Raw genomic sequence first — 16,485 nt, forward strand, 5'->3', positions numbered from 1 at the left:
TATGATGCACCGAATTCGGTTGACGGACTCATGATGCCGCTGGTCCTGATCTCTTCGAAGGACCCGGATTTCTTTCTGGTTTTCGGGCACATCCTTTCAGTAGCCGGCTTCGAAACCCGCCTGATCACGGCGGACAAGGAGATTGCGCGCGTCATCAAGGCCGAAACGCCGCTTGCCGTTATCCTGGACTGTCAGCCGGGCGACCGCGCAATCGCCAAGCAATGCCTGTCGCTGAAGTCGTCCGAAGCGACACGGGCAACGCCTCTTGCAGGTTTGGTCGCGCCTCGTTCCGGCAAACTGCACCTGGACCTTATCAAGGCGGGCGTCGACGAGATATTTTCGCGGCCCTTTGCGCCCGAGCAGCTACTGACCTGGCTGCATGGCAAGGCAGGTGTCGCGAAGCTCTCGCGCGAAACCAAGACAGGCGATCTGGTGCAGGGCGATTTCCGGTTGGACCGACAGACCCACCGGACATTCTTCAAGCAAAAAGAAATCGTTATGCCGCCGATCGAATTCAAGCTTTTGCGCAGCCTTCTGGCGCAACCTGGCAAGGTCTTCAGCCGGGAGGAACTGGTCGCGACCGCATGGCCTGAACACGCCGCCGCAACCGATGTGCGCGGTGTTGACGTTCATATTGCCAGGTTGCGAAAGAGGCTTCGGGCATCTGTGGGAAGCGATGTGATCCGGACCGTCCGCTCTGCCGGTTACGCATTCGCGCCGGACTGGTAGTTCGCGCGCCAATTCCGGCACGAGTTGTCATGTTGCCGATCGCGCCGCGGCTGCGTGCGCGACGCTCACATGTATCAGCTCTCAATGGCTCAGGATGGTATCGAGGAACAGCCTGGCGCGCGGATGAGCGGCTCCAGAGAAGAAATCACTGGAAGACGCGTATTCGACGATGCTGCCTTGGTCCATGAAAACGATCTCATCCGCGACTTTGCGTGCAAAGCCCATTTCATGCGTCACGCAGACCATGGTCACGCCGGTTTTCGCGAGCGCGATCATGACGTCGAGCACTTCCTTGATCATTTCCGGGTCGAGCGCCGAGGTGGGTTCATCGAACAGCATGATGCGGGGATCGAGGCAGAGCGCGCGCGCGATCGCCGCCCGCTGTTGTTGGCCCCCCGACAGCTGGGCCGGATAGGCCCGCGCCTTTTCGGGAATGTGCACCGCCGTCAGATGCCGCATGGCGATCTCTTCGGCCTCCTGCGCCGATTTCAAGAGGACCCGGCGCAGCGCCAGCGTGCAGTTGGCAAGCACGGTAAGGTGAGGGAAGAGGTTGAAGCTTTGGAACACCATGCCTGTCAGCCGGCGCGCCGTGGCGGCATCGCGATCGCTTTTTCCCAGACTTCTCCCTTCAAGCTCTATCGTCCCCTTCTGGAAACGCTCAAGACCGTTGATGCAGCGAATCAATGTCGACTTGCCAGACCCGGACGGCCCGCAAACGACGACGCGCGCACCCGGCCGTAAGGTCAGATCTATGTTTTTCAAAACGTGCAGGGCACCGAACCACTTGTTGAGACCGTCGATCCGCACGAGCGGGACGGATTGAAGCGTCGAGGGAAGCGCGTGCCGGTCGAGCATCAGCGGCGCCCGCTCGCAAGAAGGAGCTTCTCGACGCGCTTCACTCCATAAGAAACGATCAGCGCCAGGGCGAGAAACAGAATGCCGGCGATCGTCAGCGGCTCCGCGTAGCGATAGGTCTCTGAAGCGATATCGAAGGCGCGCCCGAGCATTTCCGGCACGGCCAGGATCGCGAGATAAGGCGTCGCCTTAAGGATCGAAACCAGGTAGTTGCCCAGGGGCGCGGCGACGTTGCGCAGCATTTGGGGTGCGATGACGAAGACGACCGTGTCGCGGCGGGTGAGCGACAGGGCTCTGGCTGCTTCCTGCTGGCCCCTCGGAATAGCGTCGATGCCCGCCTTGAACACCTCCGCCAGATAACCGCTGTAATACAGACTTAGCCCCAATATGCCCACCGTCATGGCGCCAAGCCGGATCCCGTAGAAGGGCATGACGAAATACAGGAAATAGAGCCAGGCCAACACCGGCGTCGAGCGGATGAAATCGATCAGGAAGCGCACGGCAAAGCCAGGCGCACCGCCCCCGCGGCGGATCATTTCGAAGGTGAAGCCGAGCGCCGACGCACCGAGGCAGCTCAAGACCGTTGCGAGCAGGGTAGTCCCGATCGCACCGACTATGATTGGGATGGTCGAGAGCGCGAAATCGAGGTTAAATCCCACGAGGCGCTCCTCTTTCGGGATTGACCCGCGCCTCGAGCCAGCGGCCGGCGAGCGCGATCGGATAGCAGACGACGAAGAAGGCTAACAGCAACGCCGAATAGATCGCGACCGGGTCGTATTCGGTCTGCGAGATTTCCTTGGCGCGGAAGGTCATGTCTGTCAGCGTGACCAAGGAGACAAGGGAAGTCGCCTTGACCAGCTGAATAAGGTTGTTGACGAATGTGGGACTCATTGCGACCAACGCCTGGGGCAGCTCGATCAGAAGCAGGATCGCCGGGCGAGAGAGGCCGAGCGCCATGCCAGCCTCGCGTTGGCCGGCAGGAAGAGATTGGAGGCCGGCGCGCACCGCTTGGCTGGCATAGCCGCCGCTATTGAGGCCGAGCACCAATGCACTGACGGTCATCGCCGATAGAGTGACCCCCATGACCGGCAGAACGTAGTAGAACACGAAGAGCAGGACGATGACCGCCGAGCTGCGCCAGAATTCGATTACTGCCGTGACCAGCAAGCGCGTCAAGCCGGTGGTCAGAAACTGCGCGACCCCGAAAACAAGCGCGAAGGGCACTGCGAAGACCAAGCCATAGGCGGTAACCGCTGCCGTTATGCGCAGCCCTTGCAGGATCCCAAGCCAGATGTCGAGCATGCTCATGAAGCTTCGCCGCCCTTTGCCGTGAAGGGGCACGGCGTTGCGACGGTCGTGGCGCCTGGAGCATATTTGGAAACGCCTGTTTGGCGCCGCGAAACCGAGCCCTCCGGACCAAACCGCATGACAATCCTCCGCGCCGTGGAAAGGGCGATCGCCCGTTCGGCCAGGTCATCGATGCCCTCTCATAAACCCGGTGGGAGTCAGGTGTCAATAAACATATACATAGTATTGCGAAAGTTTATATTCTGCCGATCTTGGAACGCCGCGAAACGCCGCCACAGAGCTTCCTGAGCTCTGCGCCGCCGTTCGCCGGTTTTTGCTCGCTGCGCTACGACGGCGGTCGAAAGCTGTTGAACCGGGCTGCTTAAGGCCTCTCTTGCTCATCCCCGACCGGAACTGCTCGACGGGTTCCCGGGCCAAACGGGGACAGGATGGCTATCTCGCACAACGATACCGAAGGACGCGCGCGCAGCTCGCGTATGCTGCGCACCGCGCTCGGACCCGCCATCGCCCGGTTCCTGGACGACCCCGCGATCGTCGAGGTCATGCTGAACCCGGATGGCCGGATCTGGGTGGATCGGCTTTCGGAAGGTTTGGCCGATACGGGCGAAATGCTCGCGCCTGCCGCTGGCGAGCGGATCGTGCGGCTGGTCGCCCATCATATCGGCGCCGAGGTCCATTCCCGGTCCCCACGCGTCTCGGCCGAGTTGCCGCAAACCGGCGAGCGTTTCGAAGGCCTGCTGCCGCCCGTTGTTGCCGCGCCGGCCTTCGCGATCCGTAAGCCCGCGGTCGCCGTCTTCACGCTCGATGACTATGTCGCGGCGGGCATCATGACTTCTGGCCACGCCGCTATGTTGCGCGCCGCGGTTGCTGGCCGCGCAAACATCCTCGTTGCCGGTGGCACGTCGACGGGCAAGACTACCCTGACCAACGCGCTGCTCGCCGAAGTGGCGAAAGGGACGGACCGGGTCGTCATCATCGAGGACACCCGCGAACTGCAATGCGCTGCCCCCAACCTCGTCGCGATGCGCACCAAGGATGGCGTCGCCACGCTTTCCGACCTGGTTCGTTCCTCGCTGCGCCTGCGGCCCGATCGCATTCCCATCGGCGAGGTGCGCGGCGCCGAAGCGCTGGACCTCTTGAAGGCATGGGGCACCGGGCATCCCGGTGGCATCGGCACCCTTCACGCCGGCTCCGGTATTGGCGCTCTGCGCCGACTTGAACAACTGATCCAGGAGGCCGTCGTCACTGTCCCGCGTGCGCTGATCGCCGACACGATCGGCCTTGTCGCCGTGCTCGCCGGACGCGGCGCCGCGCGACGGCTGATCGAACTGGTCAGGGTCGAGGGTCTGGGCCCCGATGGCGATTATCGCATCGCTGAAGCTAACCCGATCAACACAGGAGAAATTTCATGATCCGCCTTTCTTCGCGCTGCCACGCCAGCCTGGCGGCGGCCAGTGCCGCCATTGCCCTCAACCTCATGGTCGCGCCGGTCGCCTTTGCGTCGGGCTCCTCGATGCCGTGGGAACAGCCGCTCGAGAAGATCCTGCAGTCGGTCGAAGGACCGGTGTCCAAGATCATCGCCGTCATCATCATCATCGTCACCGGCCTGACGCTGGCCTTCGGCGACAGTTCGGGTGGGTTCAGGCGGCTGATCCAGATCGTCTTCGGCCTTTCGATCGCCTTCGCGGCGTCAAGCTTTTTCCTTTCGTTCTTCTCGTTCGGCGGCGGGGCGTTGATCTGATGACAACCGCTTTCGAACAGCTCGACACAGTGCCGGGGTGGACCGTGCCCGTGCACCGGGCGCTGACCGAGCAGATCCTGCTCGGGGGCGCGCCGCGCGCAATCGCGATCCTGAATGGCACGCTGGCGGGCGCTGTCGGTCTTGGGCTGCGGCTCTGGCTGGCCGGTCTTCTGATATGGGCAATCGGACATTTTACGGCGGTATGGGCTGCCAGGCGCGATCCGCTTTTTTTCGAAGTCGGACGCCGGCACCTGCGGCTGCCCGGGCATCTGTCGGTTTGAGGGCGCCGCTATGCTGAGCCTTGCCGAATACCGCCGGACTGCTGCTCGCCTTGCCGACTTTCTGCCTTGGGCGGCGCTCGTCGCCCCCGGGGTCGTGCTCAACAAGGACGGCAGCTTTCAGCGCACCGCGAGGTTTCGCGGACCTGATCTCGACTCCGCCGTAGCGGCGGAACTTGTCGCGGTGGCATCGCGCATCAACAATGCCTTTCGTCGTCTTGGCTCGGGCTGGAGCATCTTCGTCGAAGCGCAGCGGCACGAAGCGGCTTCTTATCCCGAGAGCCAGTTTCCCAATGCGGCCTCCGGCCTGCTCGATGCCGAGCGCAAAGCCGACTTCGACGAGGAAGGGGTTCACTTCGTATCGAGCTACTTTCTCACATTCCTGTTCCTGCCGCCGCCCGAAGACGCCACGCGCGCCGAGGGCTGGCTTTATGAGGGTCGCGACCAGGCCGGCGCGGATCCGGGCGAAATCGTCCGCGCTTTCGTCGACCGGACTGAGCGCGTGCTGTCCCTGCTCGACGGGTTCATGCCTGAATGCCACTGGCTCGATGACGGCCAAACGCTGACCTACCTGCATTCGACCATCTCGACCAAGCGCCATCCGGTGCGCGTCCCCGAGACCCCAATCTATCTCGATGCGCTGCTGGCCGACGAGCCGCTCGCCGGTGGGCTCGAACCGCGGCTTGGCGACAAGCATCTTCGCATGCTCACCATCGTCGGCTTCCCGACCGCCACGACACCTGGCCTGCTTGATGACCTCAATAAGTTGGCCTTCCCGTACCGCTGGTCGACCCGCGCGATCCTGCTCGACAAGGTCGACGCTGTCCGCCTTTTGACCAGGATACGGCGGCAATGGTTCGCCAAGCGCAAGAGCATCGCCTCGATCCTGAAGGAGGTGATGACCAACGAGCCATCAGCACTCCTCGACACCGACGCCGCCAACAAGGCGGCCGACGCCGACACGGCGTTGCAGGAGCTCGGCGCCGACATGGCAGGCATGGCCTATGTCACCGCGACCGTCGCCATATGGGATTCCGATTCGCGCGTCGCGGACGAGAAACTACGGCTTGTCGAGAAAATCATCCAGGGCCGCGACTTCACGGCGATCGTCGAGACCGTCAACGCCGTCGACGCCTGGCTCGGCTCGTTACCCGGGCATGCTTATGCCAACGTCCGTCAGCCGCCTATCTCGACGCTCAATCTCGCCCACATGATCCCGCTTTCTGCCGTGTGGGCGGGGCCGGAACGGGACGAGCATCTGGTCAGTCCTCCCTTGCTTTACGGCAAGACCGAAGGCTCGACCCCGTTCCGGTTGGTTCTTCATGTCGGCGATGTCGGTCACACGCTGGTCGTCGGCCCGACCGGCGCCGGCAAGTCGGTGCTGCTGGCGTTGATGGCGCTGCAATTCTGCCGCTACCGCAACGCTCAGATCTTCGCTTTCGACTTCGGCGGCTCGATCCGCGCGGCGACACTCGCCATGGGCGGCGACTGGCACGATCTCGGGGGTCATCTCACCGAAGGCATGGACGCTTCCGTTTCGCTGCAGCCGCTCGCCCGCGTTCATGACACGTACGAGCGCGCCTGGGCGGCTGACTGGATCGTCGCTATTCTGATGCGCGAGGGCATCCAGATCACCCCGGACGCAAAGGAGCATATCTGGGCGGCGCTGACCTCGCTCGCCTCGGCCCCGGTCGAGGAGCGCACCCTCACTGGGCTCAGCGTGCTCCTGCAAGCCAATGACCTGAAACAGGCGCTTCGTCCTTACTGTGTTGGTGGCCCGAACGGCCGGCTGCTCGACGCAGAGGCCGAACACCTCGGCCAGGCATCAGTGCAGGCGTTCGAAATCGAAGGTCTGGTGGGCACGCCGGCCGCGCCCGCCGTCCTGTCCTATCTGTTTCATCGCATCGGCGACCGGCTCGGCGGTCGTCCGACACTGCTGATCATCGACGAAGGCTGGCTTGCCCTCGACGACGACGCGTTCGCCGGGCAGTTGCGCGAATGGCTGAAGACGCTCCGCAAGAAGAATGCCAGCGTCGTCTTCGCCACCCAGTCACTCTCCGACATCGACAATTCGGCTATCGCGCCGGCGATCATCGAAAGCTGTCCAACCAGGCTGCTGTTGCCCAATGAACGGGCGATCGAGCCGCAAATTACCGCCATCTATCGCCGCTTCGGCCTGAACGACCGCCAGATCGAGATCCTGGCCCGAGCCACACCCAAGCGCGATTATTACTGCCAGTCCCGTCGCGGCAATCGTCTCTTCGAGCTCGGCCTGTCCGAGGTCGGGCTCGCGCTTTGCGCCGCGTCCTCGAAGAGCGATCAGGCCCTGATCGGCAGCATCATCGCCGAGCATGGCCGCGACGGCTTCCTGCCGGCGTGGCTGCGTGCCCGCGACGTCGGGTGGGCCGCCGACCTCATTCCCAACCTCACCGTTCCCGAACCTGAAAAGGATTCCAAACCATGACTGTTCGTCAAAGCCGGCGGCGCGTCCTTCTTCTGGTCGCGGCGACGCTCGCCACGCCGATCGCGATCTCGCCGATGATGACTTTGCCAGCGCATGCCTTGATCGTGTTTGATCCATCGAACTACTCCCAGAATGTCCTGACGGCTGCGCGCTCGCTGCAGCAGATCACGAACCAGATCACCTCGCTTCAGAACCAGGCCCAGATGCTGATCAACCAGGCGCGCAACCTGGCGAGCCTGCCTTTGTCCTCGCTGCAGCAACTGCAACAGTCGGTGCAGCGCACGCAACAGCTTCTCGGCGAAGCACAGAACATCGCCTTCGACGTCCAGCAGGTCGACAAGGCATTTCAGCAGCAATACAGCAGCGTCTCGCTCTCTGCTTCCGACCAGCAACTCGTCACGGACGCGCGCTCGCGCTGGCAAAACACAGTGGGAGCTCTCCAGGACGCAATGCGCGTCCAGGCGGGCGTCGTCGGAAACATCGACACCGGCCGCGCGCAGATGTCGGCGCTGGTCGGCGCCAGCCAGTCGGCGACCGGTGCGCTGCAGGCGACGCAAGCCAGCAATCAGTTGCTTGCGCTTCAGGGCCAGCAGCTTGCGGACTTGACCGCCCTGGTAGCCGCCAATGGTCGCGCCCAGGCGCTGACCGAGGCCGAGCGTGCTGCCGCGGTCGATCAGGGGCGTGAGCAACGCCGCCGCTTCCTGGCGCCTGGCTCCGGCTACCAGGCCGGCTCGGTCCAGATGTTCAACCGCTGAGGTCGATCGCCATGGACGGCAAAACCCTCGCTCGCGTCGTGGCCGTCGTCTTGGTCGCCGTCGCCATGACGGCGACGGCGCTCGAGATGAGCCGGAAGGAACACAAACCGGTGGGGGAGGGTCAGCACACACCGGCGGCCTCGGTCCCGAATTCGCATCGCGATGGCCTGCGCCGCTGCCAGGCGCTCGGCGAGGCTGCCCTGCGTGATGATGGATGTGCGCGGCTGTGGGCCGAACAGCGTGATCGCTTCCTCGGTCTGGAAAAGCCGTCGGGGAATTCGATCGTCGAGCCGGCCACTTCGCGGTCGCCGGATGCTGGCCAGCACGAGACCCGGTAGACATGGGCAATACCGGCGTCATCGACCAATTCCTGGCCACCTTCACCCGTTATATCGACAGCGGCTTCGGCCTGCTCGGCGGCGAGGTCGCCTTCGTCGCCACCACGCTAATCGTTATTGACGTGACGCTTGCCGCGCTCTTCTGGAGCTGGGGCGCCGACGACGACATCCTCGCGCGGCTCGTCAAGAAGACGCTCTTTGTCGGTGTCTTCGCCTACCTGATTTCGAATTGGAACAGCCTCGCCCAAATCATCTTCGAGAGTTTCTCCGGTCTTGGTCTCAAGGCGAGTGGAACCGGCTTCTCGGCACAGGATCTGCTGCACCCGGGCAAGGTGGCGCAAACCGGCCTCGACGCCGGACGACCATTGCTTGAGGCGATCTCCGGTCTGATGGGCTACGTCTCCTTCTTTGAAAACTTCATCCAGATCGCTTGCCTGCTCTTTGCCTGGGCGCTCGTCCTGCTCGCCTTCTTCATCCTGGCGGTGCAGCTCTTTGTGACGCTGATCGAGTTCAAGCTGGCGACGCTGGCCGGCTTCGTGCTGATCCCCTTCGGGCTCTTCGGCAAGACGGCCTTCATGGCCGAACGCGTGCTCGGCAACGTCATCTCGTCCGGCATAAAGGTTCTGGTGCTTGCCGTGGTCATCGGCATCGGATCCACGCTCTTCGGCGAATTCACCCAAGGCTTCGGCGGCGAGAACCCCACCATCGACCAGGCCATGGCGATCGTGCTGGCAGCGCTGTCGCTGCTTGGTCTCGGCATCTTCGGTCCCGGCATCGCCAACGGCCTCGTCGCGGGTGGACCGCAGCTTGGCGCCGGTGCGGCCGTCGGGACTGGCCTGGCCGCGGGTGGCATCGCCGTTGCAGGCTACGGAGCAGCCAGCCTCGCGACGCGAGGCGGAACAGCCGCATTCGCGGGGGCGGCCTCAACCGTGCGTGGCGGGACCTCACTCGCTGGCGGCGGTTCGGCCGCCTATATGCTTGGCGCCGCCGGCCAGTCTGGCGTGACAGGCATCGCCTCCGGCTTGGGCGGCATTGCGCGCGCTGGCGCTTCAGCGGCAATCTCTCCACTCAAGCGCGCCGCTGCAAACACCGATCAAGCTCTTCAGTCGAACTTTGCCTCTGGCGTCGGTTCGGCCGCTGAAATCACCGGCGGCTCGTCGACCATGGGAACGATTGGCGGCGCCGCTGCGCCAACCGCGTCCGGCGTGGGCAAGCCATCCAGCACTCAAGGACAGCCCGAATGGGCCAGACGCTTGCATCGCTCCCAGCGCCTCGCCCACGGCGCCCAGACCGCCGCCCACGCGGTGCGCGCCGGTGACAGCCATGGCGGCGGAGCCTCGATTTCTCTTTCTGAAGGCGAATGAACCATGAGCACCTTTAGGCGCCCCGCCGTCCACTACGGCAAGAGCCCTCGACCGGAAACTCCCTATCAAAAGGCTGAGCAGATCTGGGATGAACGCATCGGCTCCGCACGCGTGCAGGCTCGCAACTGGCGCGCCATGGCGTTCGGGTCGCTCATCCTGTCGGCGGGGCTAGCCACCTCACTGGTCTGGCAGTCGGGCCGCGGCACGGTCGTGCCCTGGGTCGTGCAGGTCGATAAGCTCGGCCAGGCTCAAGCGATCGAGCCGGCAACCGCCGACTATAAGCCGACCGATCCGCAGATCGCGTGGCATCTCGCCCGCTTTATCGAGCAGGTACGCTCCATCCCCGCTGACCCGATCATCCTGCGCCAGGACTGGCTGCGCGCCTATGATTGGACCACCGACCTGGGTGCTGCGGCGCTCAACGACTATGCGCGCGCTGCGGATCCTTTCTCCAAGGTCGGCAAGCAGCAGGTCGCGGTGGACATTTCTTCGGTCATCAGAGCCTCGCCGGGCTCCTTTCGTGTCGCCTGGATCGAGCACCACTACGAGAACGGTCAGCTTTCAGGCACCGAGCGCTGGACCGCGATCCTGACGATCGTGACGCAGACGCCAAGCGACGCCGAACGGCTCCGCGCTAATCCGCTCGGTATTTACGTCAACGCCATCAACTGGTCGCGGGAGATGAGCCAATGAGCCCGACATCGCGTCTTGTTGCCGGCACGACTTTCCCAAGATATCTGCTATCGGCCATGCTGGTGTCGGGGACGACGCTGCTTGCGGGTTGCGCCACGACTGCGAAGAAGCCGCCGAAGATCAGCTACGACACCTATGTTCCGCCCTTGCCGCCAGCTCCGACCGCCGCGACCGACCAACGGCCGAAACCTCTTCGCGTGCCACCAGGCTGGGCGCCGGCGAGAGGCGGCGCCATCGGGGAAACGCCGGCAGCCCGTGTCGAGAACGCAAACGCCGCGGCGCGCGTGGAACCGCGCCGTGAGGGCTACTACAATGCAATTCAGATCTACCCATGGAGCGAAGGAGCGCTCTACCAGGTCTACGCCTCACCTGGCCAGATAACGGACATCGCGCTTGAGCCGGGCGAGAGCCTGACTGGAGACGGTCCGATCGCGGCAGGTGATACCGCGCGCTGGATCATCGGCGACACCGAAAGCGGGTCCGGCATTGCCCGACGCGTCCACGTCCTGGTGAAACCCTCGCGGGCGGACATCACAACGAACCTTATCATCGCCACGGACCGGCGCAGCTATATGCTTGAGCTACGCTCAGGCGCGAAGCCCTACATGCCTGCCGTTGCGTGGTCCTATCCGGCTCTGAAAGCGGACCTCCCGCAGACGATCGCCACAACGCCGGTCATACCGGACGTTACAGTGCGCAACTATCGCTACGGCCTCACCGGGGACAGCCCGCCCTGGAAGCCGGTGAGCGCCTACGATGATGGGCGCAGGGTCTATATCGAGTTTCCGCGCGGCATCGTGCAAGGCGAGATGCCGCCGATTTTCGTCATCGGTCCGGACGGCGAGGCTGAAATCACCAACAGCCGCGTCTATCGAAACGTCCTGATCGTCGACCGCCTTTTTGGTGCGGCCGAACTGCGTCTTGGCGCTGGCAAGCGGCAGCAGACGGTCAGGATCGTGCGCATTGATGGAGGAACAGACCATGGATTGTGGCGGAGGCCAAGCGTCAGCGCCGCGTCGAAGGTGCCGAACGCAATGCACAGGGGAGCGCTGCAGCCATGAATGAGGACGATAAGGACGTCGGACCCATGCGGCTTCGCGCCGACCCGCCGCGTGTGACGCGTCTGTCGCGCAAGATGCTCGCAGGCATCGGCTTCATCGCCTCGCTCGGTCTCGGCGGCGCGCTGATTTACGCTCTGCAGGACGCCGACACATTCAAGCAGGGCGAGGAGCTCTACCCTACCTCCAATCGGCCGCCCGCGGACGGACTGGCAAGCCTGCCGCGCGACTATGCCGGCCCGATCCTTGGGCCGCCGCTGCCTGGCGATCTCGGCAGGCCGATCCTCGATGCCCAGAAGAAGGGGCAGGCCGTCGTGCCCCCCTCAATCGCGAGCCCTGCGGTTGACGAAGCCGAGCAGCGCCGACGAGCCGAAGAGGAAGCGGCCAGAACCTCGCGCGTCTTCTTCCAGACAGCGCAAGGAGATCCCAAGACCGCCGAAGCGTCCGTCCCTCCTGTTAGCGATCTTGCCAGTCAGTATGCTCAGCCAAATGCGCAGGATCGCCAGCTTTCCTTCCTGTCTGCCGCCGCTGACCGGCGTACAGTGGCCCCGGATCACATCACGCCTCCCGCGTCACCCTATGTGCTTCAAGCCGGTGCCGTGATCCCGGCCGCGCTCATTACGGGTATCCGGTCGGACCTTCCCGGGCAGATCAGCGCTCAGGTGACCGAAAATGTCTATGACAGCCCCACCGGCCGCTCGCTGCTTGTCCCGCAAGGCACTCGTATTGTTGGGCAGTACGATAGCGGAATTGGTTCCGGGCAGCGCCGCGTGCTGCTTGTCTGGAACAGGCTGATCTTTCCCGACGGACGCTCCATGGTGCTGGAGCGGCAGCCTGGCGCGGACGCACAGGGCTATGCCGGCCTAGAGGACGACGTCGATTATCACTGGGGCGAGTTGTTCAAGGCCGCGGCGTTGTCGACCATTCTGAGCGTTGGCGCGCAGGCCGGTTCTTCTGATCAAGACAGCGATATTGTGCGGGCTCTGCGAAGCGGCGCTTCCGATAGCGTCAGCCAGGTAGGCCAGCAAGTCGTTCAGCGGCAACTCGCTATCGCCCCGACGCTCACGATCCGGCCGGGGTTTCCCGTTCGCGTCCTTGTCACCCGCGACCTTGCCCTTGAACCATACGGAGGTTGACATGGCCAAGTTGAAACTCGCAACGATCGCCGACGACAAGCCAGTGAAGATTACGGTGGAACTGCCGGCTCCCCTGCATCGCGATTTGGTGAAATACGCAGAGATCCTTGGGCGCGAGACCGGGCGGCCGTCTGCCGATCCATCGCGCTTGATCGCGCCGATGCTTGAACGGTTCATCGCAACGGACCGCGGTTTTGCGAAAGCAAAGAAGGAGGAGGCTTAGACCGAGCTTTCCTGTGGCCAACGACCGGCGAGCGTCTTGAGCCGAGCCGTCGATAGGATGCTCGCCTGTCGATGGCTTACGCCCAATGAGGCTTGAACGGCCAAAACTTGTACTCACCAACAGGTCGAATGATTGATCTTCCAATGCACCCGGCACCGCTGATCTGCACGAGCAGAAGCCAATGCTGAAGCGCCGCCCGGCATAACCTGTGAGGGCGCTGGCCACCATACCGCGGAGTAGCGCTCGTCATCGCGAATGGTGAGGCGCCCAAGGCATTCGCGACCAGCTACCGTCGAGTCGCCGGGATGTTTATAGCATACACATCCGGCCTCCGACTTTTGCCCTAGGTATTCGGCGCGCGCCGGGATAGCATATGTGCTGGTTGGGGTGTGCGATGACAGAAGTCTCGATACGCCGAGCGGACTTCATGATGGTCCTCGCTAATGCGTCGGACCTCGCGACAGGCCATTCCCGCGACTTCGCGCTGAAATCTTGCGTGCTTGCAATGCGGATCGCGGACCTTGCGGGTGTTTCCGAGCAGGACCGGCGCAATGCCTACCACCAGTCGATGCTGCGCTATGTCGGCTGCAATGCGGATACGGACCTTCTGGCGGCCACCTTCGGTGACGAAATCGCACTGCGCCAGGATCTTGTCGCTCTCGACATGGGCAACCGTGCAGAATTGGGCAGGGTCTTCGTGCAGGCCTTCAAGCGGTTCTACTACTATCTCGAGCCTGACGCGCAGGCCAGGGCGATCGAGGCTGCGATGGCGCAGGCGCTGGCCGTGGCCCGCCCGGTGCTGACTGCGCATTGCGAGGTCGCCCAGCGTATCGGCGAGCGGCTTGGCCTGTCCGAGGACATCCGGCGCAACCTTGGCCAGATCTACGAACGCTGGGACGGCAAGGGCCTGCCGCGCGGGCTGAGCGGCGAGGATGTTCTGCCGGCCGTGCGCCTGATCACATTGGCGCAGGATGTGATTGCGCTCAGCGATGCTGTCGGTATCGACGCGATGGCCGAAACCGTTGCCAGTCGCGGCGATGGCCCATACGAAGCGGGTCTAGGCCGGCTCGTCTCGGCCAACGCGACCGCGCTGATGAAGGATATCGGTGCGACAGTCGATCGCGAGACGATTTTGGCGCTGGAGCCCGATCCGCCGGTGACGCTGGATGAGGCGGCTTGTGACGAGGCGTTCCTCGCCATCGCCGACATGATCGACATGCGCATGCCCTTTACGCAGGGCCATTCGCGAATGGTGTCGGAACTGGCCGCGGGTGCGGGCCAGCGGATCGGGTTGCCCACTGCCGATGTCCGCGCCCTGCGCTGGTCGGGCTGCATCCATGACATCGGCGAACTGGTGGTGCCGGTGCCGACCTGGATGCGCAACGGCCCTTTGTCGGTGCGTGAGCGCGACGCGGCGCAACTGCACGCTTATTACGGTGAGCGGGCGTTGGCTTCCTTCGGCCACGGCGGCGATGCGATGGGCGCGCTCGTGCTGCGCCATCACGAGCGCCTGGACGGTTCGGGATATCACCGCAAGGTCAGCGGCTCCGATCTGTCTCCGGCGGCCAGGATCCTGGCCGCCGCCGAGGCCTTTCAGACGTCGCGGGAGGAACGTCCGCACCGCAAGGCGCTGTCCAGCGAGGCGGCGGCGACGCAGTTGCGTGCAGCTGTTCGTGACGGCTGTATCTGCCCCGACGCCGCCGAGGCGGTGTTGTCCTTCGCCGGGCAGCAGTCGCGCCGGGCCTTACCGCAGGCGCTAGCCGGCATGACGCGGCGCGAAATCGAGGTGCTGCGCCTGATCGCCGCCGGCCTTACGGCGAAGGAGACGGCTCGCAAGCTCGATATCTCGCCCAAGACCGCCGACCACCACATCCAGAGCGTCTACTCCAAGGTCGGCGTGACCACCCGCGCCGGTGCCGCGCTCTATGCGGTCGAGCACGGCCTTGTCCGACCGGGCGAAATGCCGGCATAGGGAATCCACCCCATGTGCGCCCGCTTCGGCGCGCGCATCGTGATCCTGTCGATGGACCAATGGTGGCCGCGACCGACAGGAGGAAATCAGATGCTTCTCGCAACGACCAAGGTGGCGGACGTCGACCACTTCATCCGGATCTTTTCGACCAAGGGCGCCGACAAGCGCCGGCTGCACGGCTCGAACGGCGCAACCGTGTTCCGCGACCCGAGCGAACCTGACCGCGTCTGGGCGATCTTCGACTGGGACGCCGAGGGTTGGAAGAATTTCGTGTCGGATCCGGAGGTTCCCGCGATCCTGCAGGAAGCCGGCCATGTCGGCAAGCCGCAGGCGGCACTGCTGCTGGGCCACTACGAGGCCTGAGGGTCCATCTTGCGCGCCGCCTCCCCTTTGGCGGCGGCGCGCCCAACGAATCCCCCAGAAACGGAGAAATCAGATGGATCCGAAACCCATCAAGATCGGCCTTATCGCCGAGATCACCGGCCCATTGTCCTTCATGGGCATCGCCAACGCCAACCTCACCACCATGCTTGTCGACGACATCAACTCCAAAGGCGGCCTCCTCGGCCGGCCGGTTGAGCTGGTCGTCGAGGACGGCGAAACCGTCGAAAGTGTCGCCAAGGCAAAGGCTGCGAAACTAGTCGACGTCGACAAGGTCGATGTGGTCGTCGGCGGCATTTACAGTTCGACCCGCCTGGCCATCAAGAGCGAGGCGGTCACCCGGGGCGGGACGCTTTACATCTATACCGAGCAGTATGAGGGGCAGGAAAACGATCCGCTGATTTTCTGTACCGGGCCCGTGCCTGCGCAGCAGGTCGAGCCGCTGATACCGTGGCTCATGAACAGCACCGGGGCGAAGCGTTTCTATTTGCCGTCGGCCGATTACATCTGGCCGCATTTGCTGAACAAGGCCGCGAGCCGGGCGGTGCGCGCCAATGGCGGCGAAATCGTCGGCGAGGAGTATTTTCCGCTGGACACCATCGACTTCCGGGGGACGGTGCAGCAGATAATGGCGAGCGGCACCGACGTGGTTTTCAACACCATAGTCCCGCCGGGCCTGACACCGTTTCTCGAAGAACTGCACAAGGCCGGCTTCGGCAGACGCGGCGGCCGGATCGTCTGTACCTACTTCGACGAGAACTTCTTCAACCTGGTGCCGCCCGACCAGATCGAGGGCCTCTACAGCTGCCTCGACTACTACCAGGAACTCGACGAACCGTTCGGTCGCGCGCTGTTGCGGCGCTACAGCGAACGGTTCCCCGGCGGCGCCACCTTGACTGCGGGCAGCGGGTGCACTGGTCATTTCCGGGCGATCAGCATGTGGGAAGCGGCGGTGAAGGAGGCGGGCAGCGTCGAGCGCGACGCGGTCATCCAGGCACTCGACCATGCTCGTATCGCCGAAGGCCCGGGAGGTGCGGCCGAGATGGTTCCCGGCCAGCATCATGTTCGCATGAACATGTACATCGCGCAGGCGCAGGGCGGTCAATTCAGGGTCGTGAAGAATCTGGGTCCGATTGACCCCAACGAGCGAGTAGTCGGCGACTTCCAATTCAGGAACGCAGGATGACTTG

18 protein-coding genes are annotated in these 16,485 nt (G+C 63.9%); 15 read left to right on the forward strand and 3 right to left on the reverse strand.

The window, feature by feature from the left end:
* The first annotated feature begins 30 nt into the window (after nucleotides 1-30).
* The gene (locus FJ424_RS10760) at nucleotides 31-729 is read left to right on the forward strand and encodes a response regulator transcription factor (protein WP_140655704.1); all 699 of its coding nucleotides are present in this window, start codon (nucleotides 31-33) and stop codon (nucleotides 727-729) included.
* Between the two features lie 81 nt (nucleotides 730-810).
* Here the strand turns inward: FJ424_RS10760 and FJ424_RS10765 are convergent, their stop codons facing one another.
* From FJ424_RS10765 to FJ424_RS10775, 3 genes are read right to left on the reverse strand one after another with little or no spacing between them, the layout of a single operon-like run.
* A complete protein-coding gene (locus FJ424_RS10765) occupies nucleotides 811-1,584 on the reverse strand; it encodes an amino acid ABC transporter ATP-binding protein (RefSeq protein ID WP_140655707.1) in 774 nt (257 codons plus the stop codon).
* On the reverse strand, nucleotides 1,584-2,243 hold the full coding sequence (locus FJ424_RS10770) for an ABC transporter permease subunit (protein WP_140655710.1): 660 nt from the start codon (nucleotides 2,241-2,243) through the stop codon (nucleotides 1,584-1,586). The genes FJ424_RS10765 and FJ424_RS10770 overlap by 1 nt, the downstream gene beginning before the upstream one ends.
* A complete protein-coding gene (locus FJ424_RS10775) occupies nucleotides 2,233-2,892 on the reverse strand; it encodes an amino acid ABC transporter permease (RefSeq protein ID WP_140655713.1) in 660 nt (219 codons plus the stop codon). Before FJ424_RS10775 ends, FJ424_RS10770 begins: the two co-directional genes overlap by 11 nt.
* Nucleotides 2,893-3,320: 428 nt before the next feature.
* Between FJ424_RS10775 and trbB the strand changes: the two genes are divergently transcribed.
* The 14 genes from trbB (at nucleotide 3,321) to FJ424_RS10845 (ending at nucleotide 16,481) form a co-directional block, all read left to right on the forward strand.
* A complete protein-coding gene (gene trbB / locus FJ424_RS10780; RefSeq protein WP_140655716.1) occupies nucleotides 3,321-4,304 on the forward strand; it encodes a P-type conjugative transfer ATPase TrbB in 984 nt (327 codons plus the stop codon).
* Complete coding sequence (locus FJ424_RS10785; protein ID WP_140655719.1) at nucleotides 4,301-4,633, forward strand: TrbC/VirB2 family protein; 333 nt, start codon at nucleotides 4,301-4,303, stop codon at nucleotides 4,631-4,633. Before trbB ends, FJ424_RS10785 begins: the two co-directional genes overlap by 4 nt.
* The gene (locus tag FJ424_RS10790) at nucleotides 4,633-4,914 is read left to right on the forward strand and encodes a VirB3 family type IV secretion system protein (RefSeq protein ID WP_140655722.1); all 282 of its coding nucleotides are present in this window, start codon (nucleotides 4,633-4,635) and stop codon (nucleotides 4,912-4,914) included. The genes FJ424_RS10785 and FJ424_RS10790 overlap by 1 nt, the downstream gene beginning before the upstream one ends.
* Nucleotides 4,915-4,924: 10 nt before the next feature.
* Entirely contained in the window at nucleotides 4,925-7,375 is a 2,451-nt protein-coding gene (trbE, locus tag FJ424_RS10795; RefSeq protein WP_140655725.1) for a conjugal transfer protein TrbE, read from the forward strand.
* On the forward strand, nucleotides 7,372-8,130 hold the full coding sequence (gene trbJ, locus FJ424_RS10800; protein WP_140655728.1) for a P-type conjugative transfer protein TrbJ: 759 nt from the start codon (nucleotides 7,372-7,374) through the stop codon (nucleotides 8,128-8,130). The genes trbE and trbJ overlap by 4 nt, the downstream gene beginning before the upstream one ends.
* 11 nt (nucleotides 8,131-8,141) lie before the next feature.
* Nucleotides 8,142-8,468 (forward strand): putative entry exclusion protein TrbK-alt, encoded by a 327-nt coding sequence (gene trbK-alt, locus FJ424_RS10805; protein WP_140655731.1) that lies wholly within the window; start codon nucleotides 8,142-8,144, stop codon nucleotides 8,466-8,468.
* 2 nt (nucleotides 8,469-8,470) lie between these two features.
* On the forward strand, nucleotides 8,471-9,832 hold the full coding sequence (gene trbL, locus FJ424_RS10810; RefSeq protein ID WP_140655734.1) for a P-type conjugative transfer protein TrbL: 1,362 nt from the start codon (nucleotides 8,471-8,473) through the stop codon (nucleotides 9,830-9,832).
* 3 nt (nucleotides 9,833-9,835) lie between these two features.
* Entirely contained in the window at nucleotides 9,836-10,525 is a 690-nt protein-coding gene (gene trbF, locus FJ424_RS10815; protein ID WP_140655737.1) for a conjugal transfer protein TrbF, read from the forward strand.
* Nucleotides 10,522-11,586: a P-type conjugative transfer protein TrbG gene (gene trbG, locus FJ424_RS10820; protein WP_140655740.1), complete on the forward strand. Its 1,065-nt coding sequence runs from the start codon at nucleotides 10,522-10,524 to the stop codon at nucleotides 11,584-11,586. The genes trbF and trbG overlap by 4 nt, the downstream gene beginning before the upstream one ends.
* Nucleotides 11,583-12,719, forward strand: coding sequence for a TrbI/VirB10 family protein (locus FJ424_RS10825; protein WP_140655743.1), 1,137 nt, complete (start codon nucleotides 11,583-11,585; stop codon nucleotides 12,717-12,719). The genes trbG and FJ424_RS10825 overlap by 4 nt, the downstream gene beginning before the upstream one ends.
* Nucleotide 12,720: 1 nt before the next feature.
* Nucleotides 12,721-12,942 carry a DUF2274 domain-containing protein gene (locus tag FJ424_RS10830; protein WP_140645548.1) on the forward strand — a complete coding sequence of 74 codons (222 nt, stop codon included), beginning with the start codon at nucleotides 12,721-12,723 and terminating at the stop codon, nucleotides 12,940-12,942.
* A gap of 427 nt (nucleotides 12,943-13,369) precedes the next feature.
* On the forward strand, nucleotides 13,370-14,914 hold the full coding sequence (locus tag FJ424_RS10835) for an HD domain-containing phosphohydrolase (RefSeq protein WP_246677208.1): 1,545 nt from the start codon (nucleotides 13,370-13,372) through the stop codon (nucleotides 14,912-14,914).
* A gap of 90 nt (nucleotides 14,915-15,004) precedes the next feature.
* The gene (locus FJ424_RS10840; RefSeq protein WP_027024197.1) at nucleotides 15,005-15,277 is read left to right on the forward strand and encodes a hypothetical protein; all 273 of its coding nucleotides are present in this window, start codon (nucleotides 15,005-15,007) and stop codon (nucleotides 15,275-15,277) included.
* Between the two features lie 73 nt (nucleotides 15,278-15,350).
* Nucleotides 15,351-16,481 (forward strand): substrate-binding protein, encoded by a 1,131-nt coding sequence (locus tag FJ424_RS10845; RefSeq protein ID WP_140655748.1) that lies wholly within the window; start codon nucleotides 15,351-15,353, stop codon nucleotides 16,479-16,481.
* Nucleotides 16,482-16,485 lie beyond the last annotated feature (4 nt).

Source organism: Mesorhizobium sp. B3-1-8, from assembly GCF_006439495.1.
Taxonomy (GTDB): domain Bacteria; phylum Pseudomonadota; class Alphaproteobacteria; order Rhizobiales; family Rhizobiaceae; genus Mesorhizobium.

Coding starts and splice junctions, on each gene's coding strand:
- FJ424_RS10760 (WP_140655704.1), top strand. CDS start 31: ATGATGCCGCTGGTCCTGATCTCTTCGAAGGACCCGGATTTCTTTCTG.
- FJ424_RS10765 (WP_140655707.1), bottom strand. CDS start 1,584: ATGCTCGACCGGCACGCGCTTCCCTCGACGCTTCAATCCGTCCCGCTC.
- FJ424_RS10775 (WP_140655713.1), bottom strand. CDS start 2,892: ATGAGCATGCTCGACATCTGGCTTGGGATCCTGCAAGGGCTGCGCATA.
- trbB (WP_140655716.1), top strand. CDS start 3,321: ATGGCTATCTCGCACAACGATACCGAAGGACGCGCGCGCAGCTCGCGT.
- FJ424_RS10785 (WP_140655719.1), top strand. CDS start 4,301: ATGATCCGCCTTTCTTCGCGCTGCCACGCCAGCCTGGCGGCGGCCAGT.
- FJ424_RS10790 (WP_140655722.1), top strand. CDS start 4,633: ATGACAACCGCTTTCGAACAGCTCGACACAGTGCCGGGGTGGACCGTG.
- trbE (WP_140655725.1), top strand. CDS start 4,925: ATGCTGAGCCTTGCCGAATACCGCCGGACTGCTGCTCGCCTTGCCGAC.
- trbJ (WP_140655728.1), top strand. CDS start 7,372: ATGACTGTTCGTCAAAGCCGGCGGCGCGTCCTTCTTCTGGTCGCGGCG.
- trbK-alt (WP_140655731.1), top strand. CDS start 8,142: ATGGACGGCAAAACCCTCGCTCGCGTCGTGGCCGTCGTCTTGGTCGCC.
- trbL (WP_140655734.1), top strand. CDS start 8,471: ATGGGCAATACCGGCGTCATCGACCAATTCCTGGCCACCTTCACCCGT.
- trbF (WP_140655737.1), top strand. CDS start 9,836: ATGAGCACCTTTAGGCGCCCCGCCGTCCACTACGGCAAGAGCCCTCGA.
- trbG (WP_140655740.1), top strand. CDS start 10,522: ATGAGCCCGACATCGCGTCTTGTTGCCGGCACGACTTTCCCAAGATAT.
- FJ424_RS10825 (WP_140655743.1), top strand. CDS start 11,583: ATGAATGAGGACGATAAGGACGTCGGACCCATGCGGCTTCGCGCCGAC.
- FJ424_RS10830 (WP_140645548.1), top strand. CDS start 12,721: ATGGCCAAGTTGAAACTCGCAACGATCGCCGACGACAAGCCAGTGAAG.
- FJ424_RS10835 (WP_246677208.1), top strand. CDS start 13,370: ATGATGGTCCTCGCTAATGCGTCGGACCTCGCGACAGGCCATTCCCGC.
- FJ424_RS10840 (WP_027024197.1), top strand. CDS start 15,005: ATGCTTCTCGCAACGACCAAGGTGGCGGACGTCGACCACTTCATCCGG.
- FJ424_RS10845 (WP_140655748.1), top strand. CDS start 15,351: ATGGATCCGAAACCCATCAAGATCGGCCTTATCGCCGAGATCACCGGC.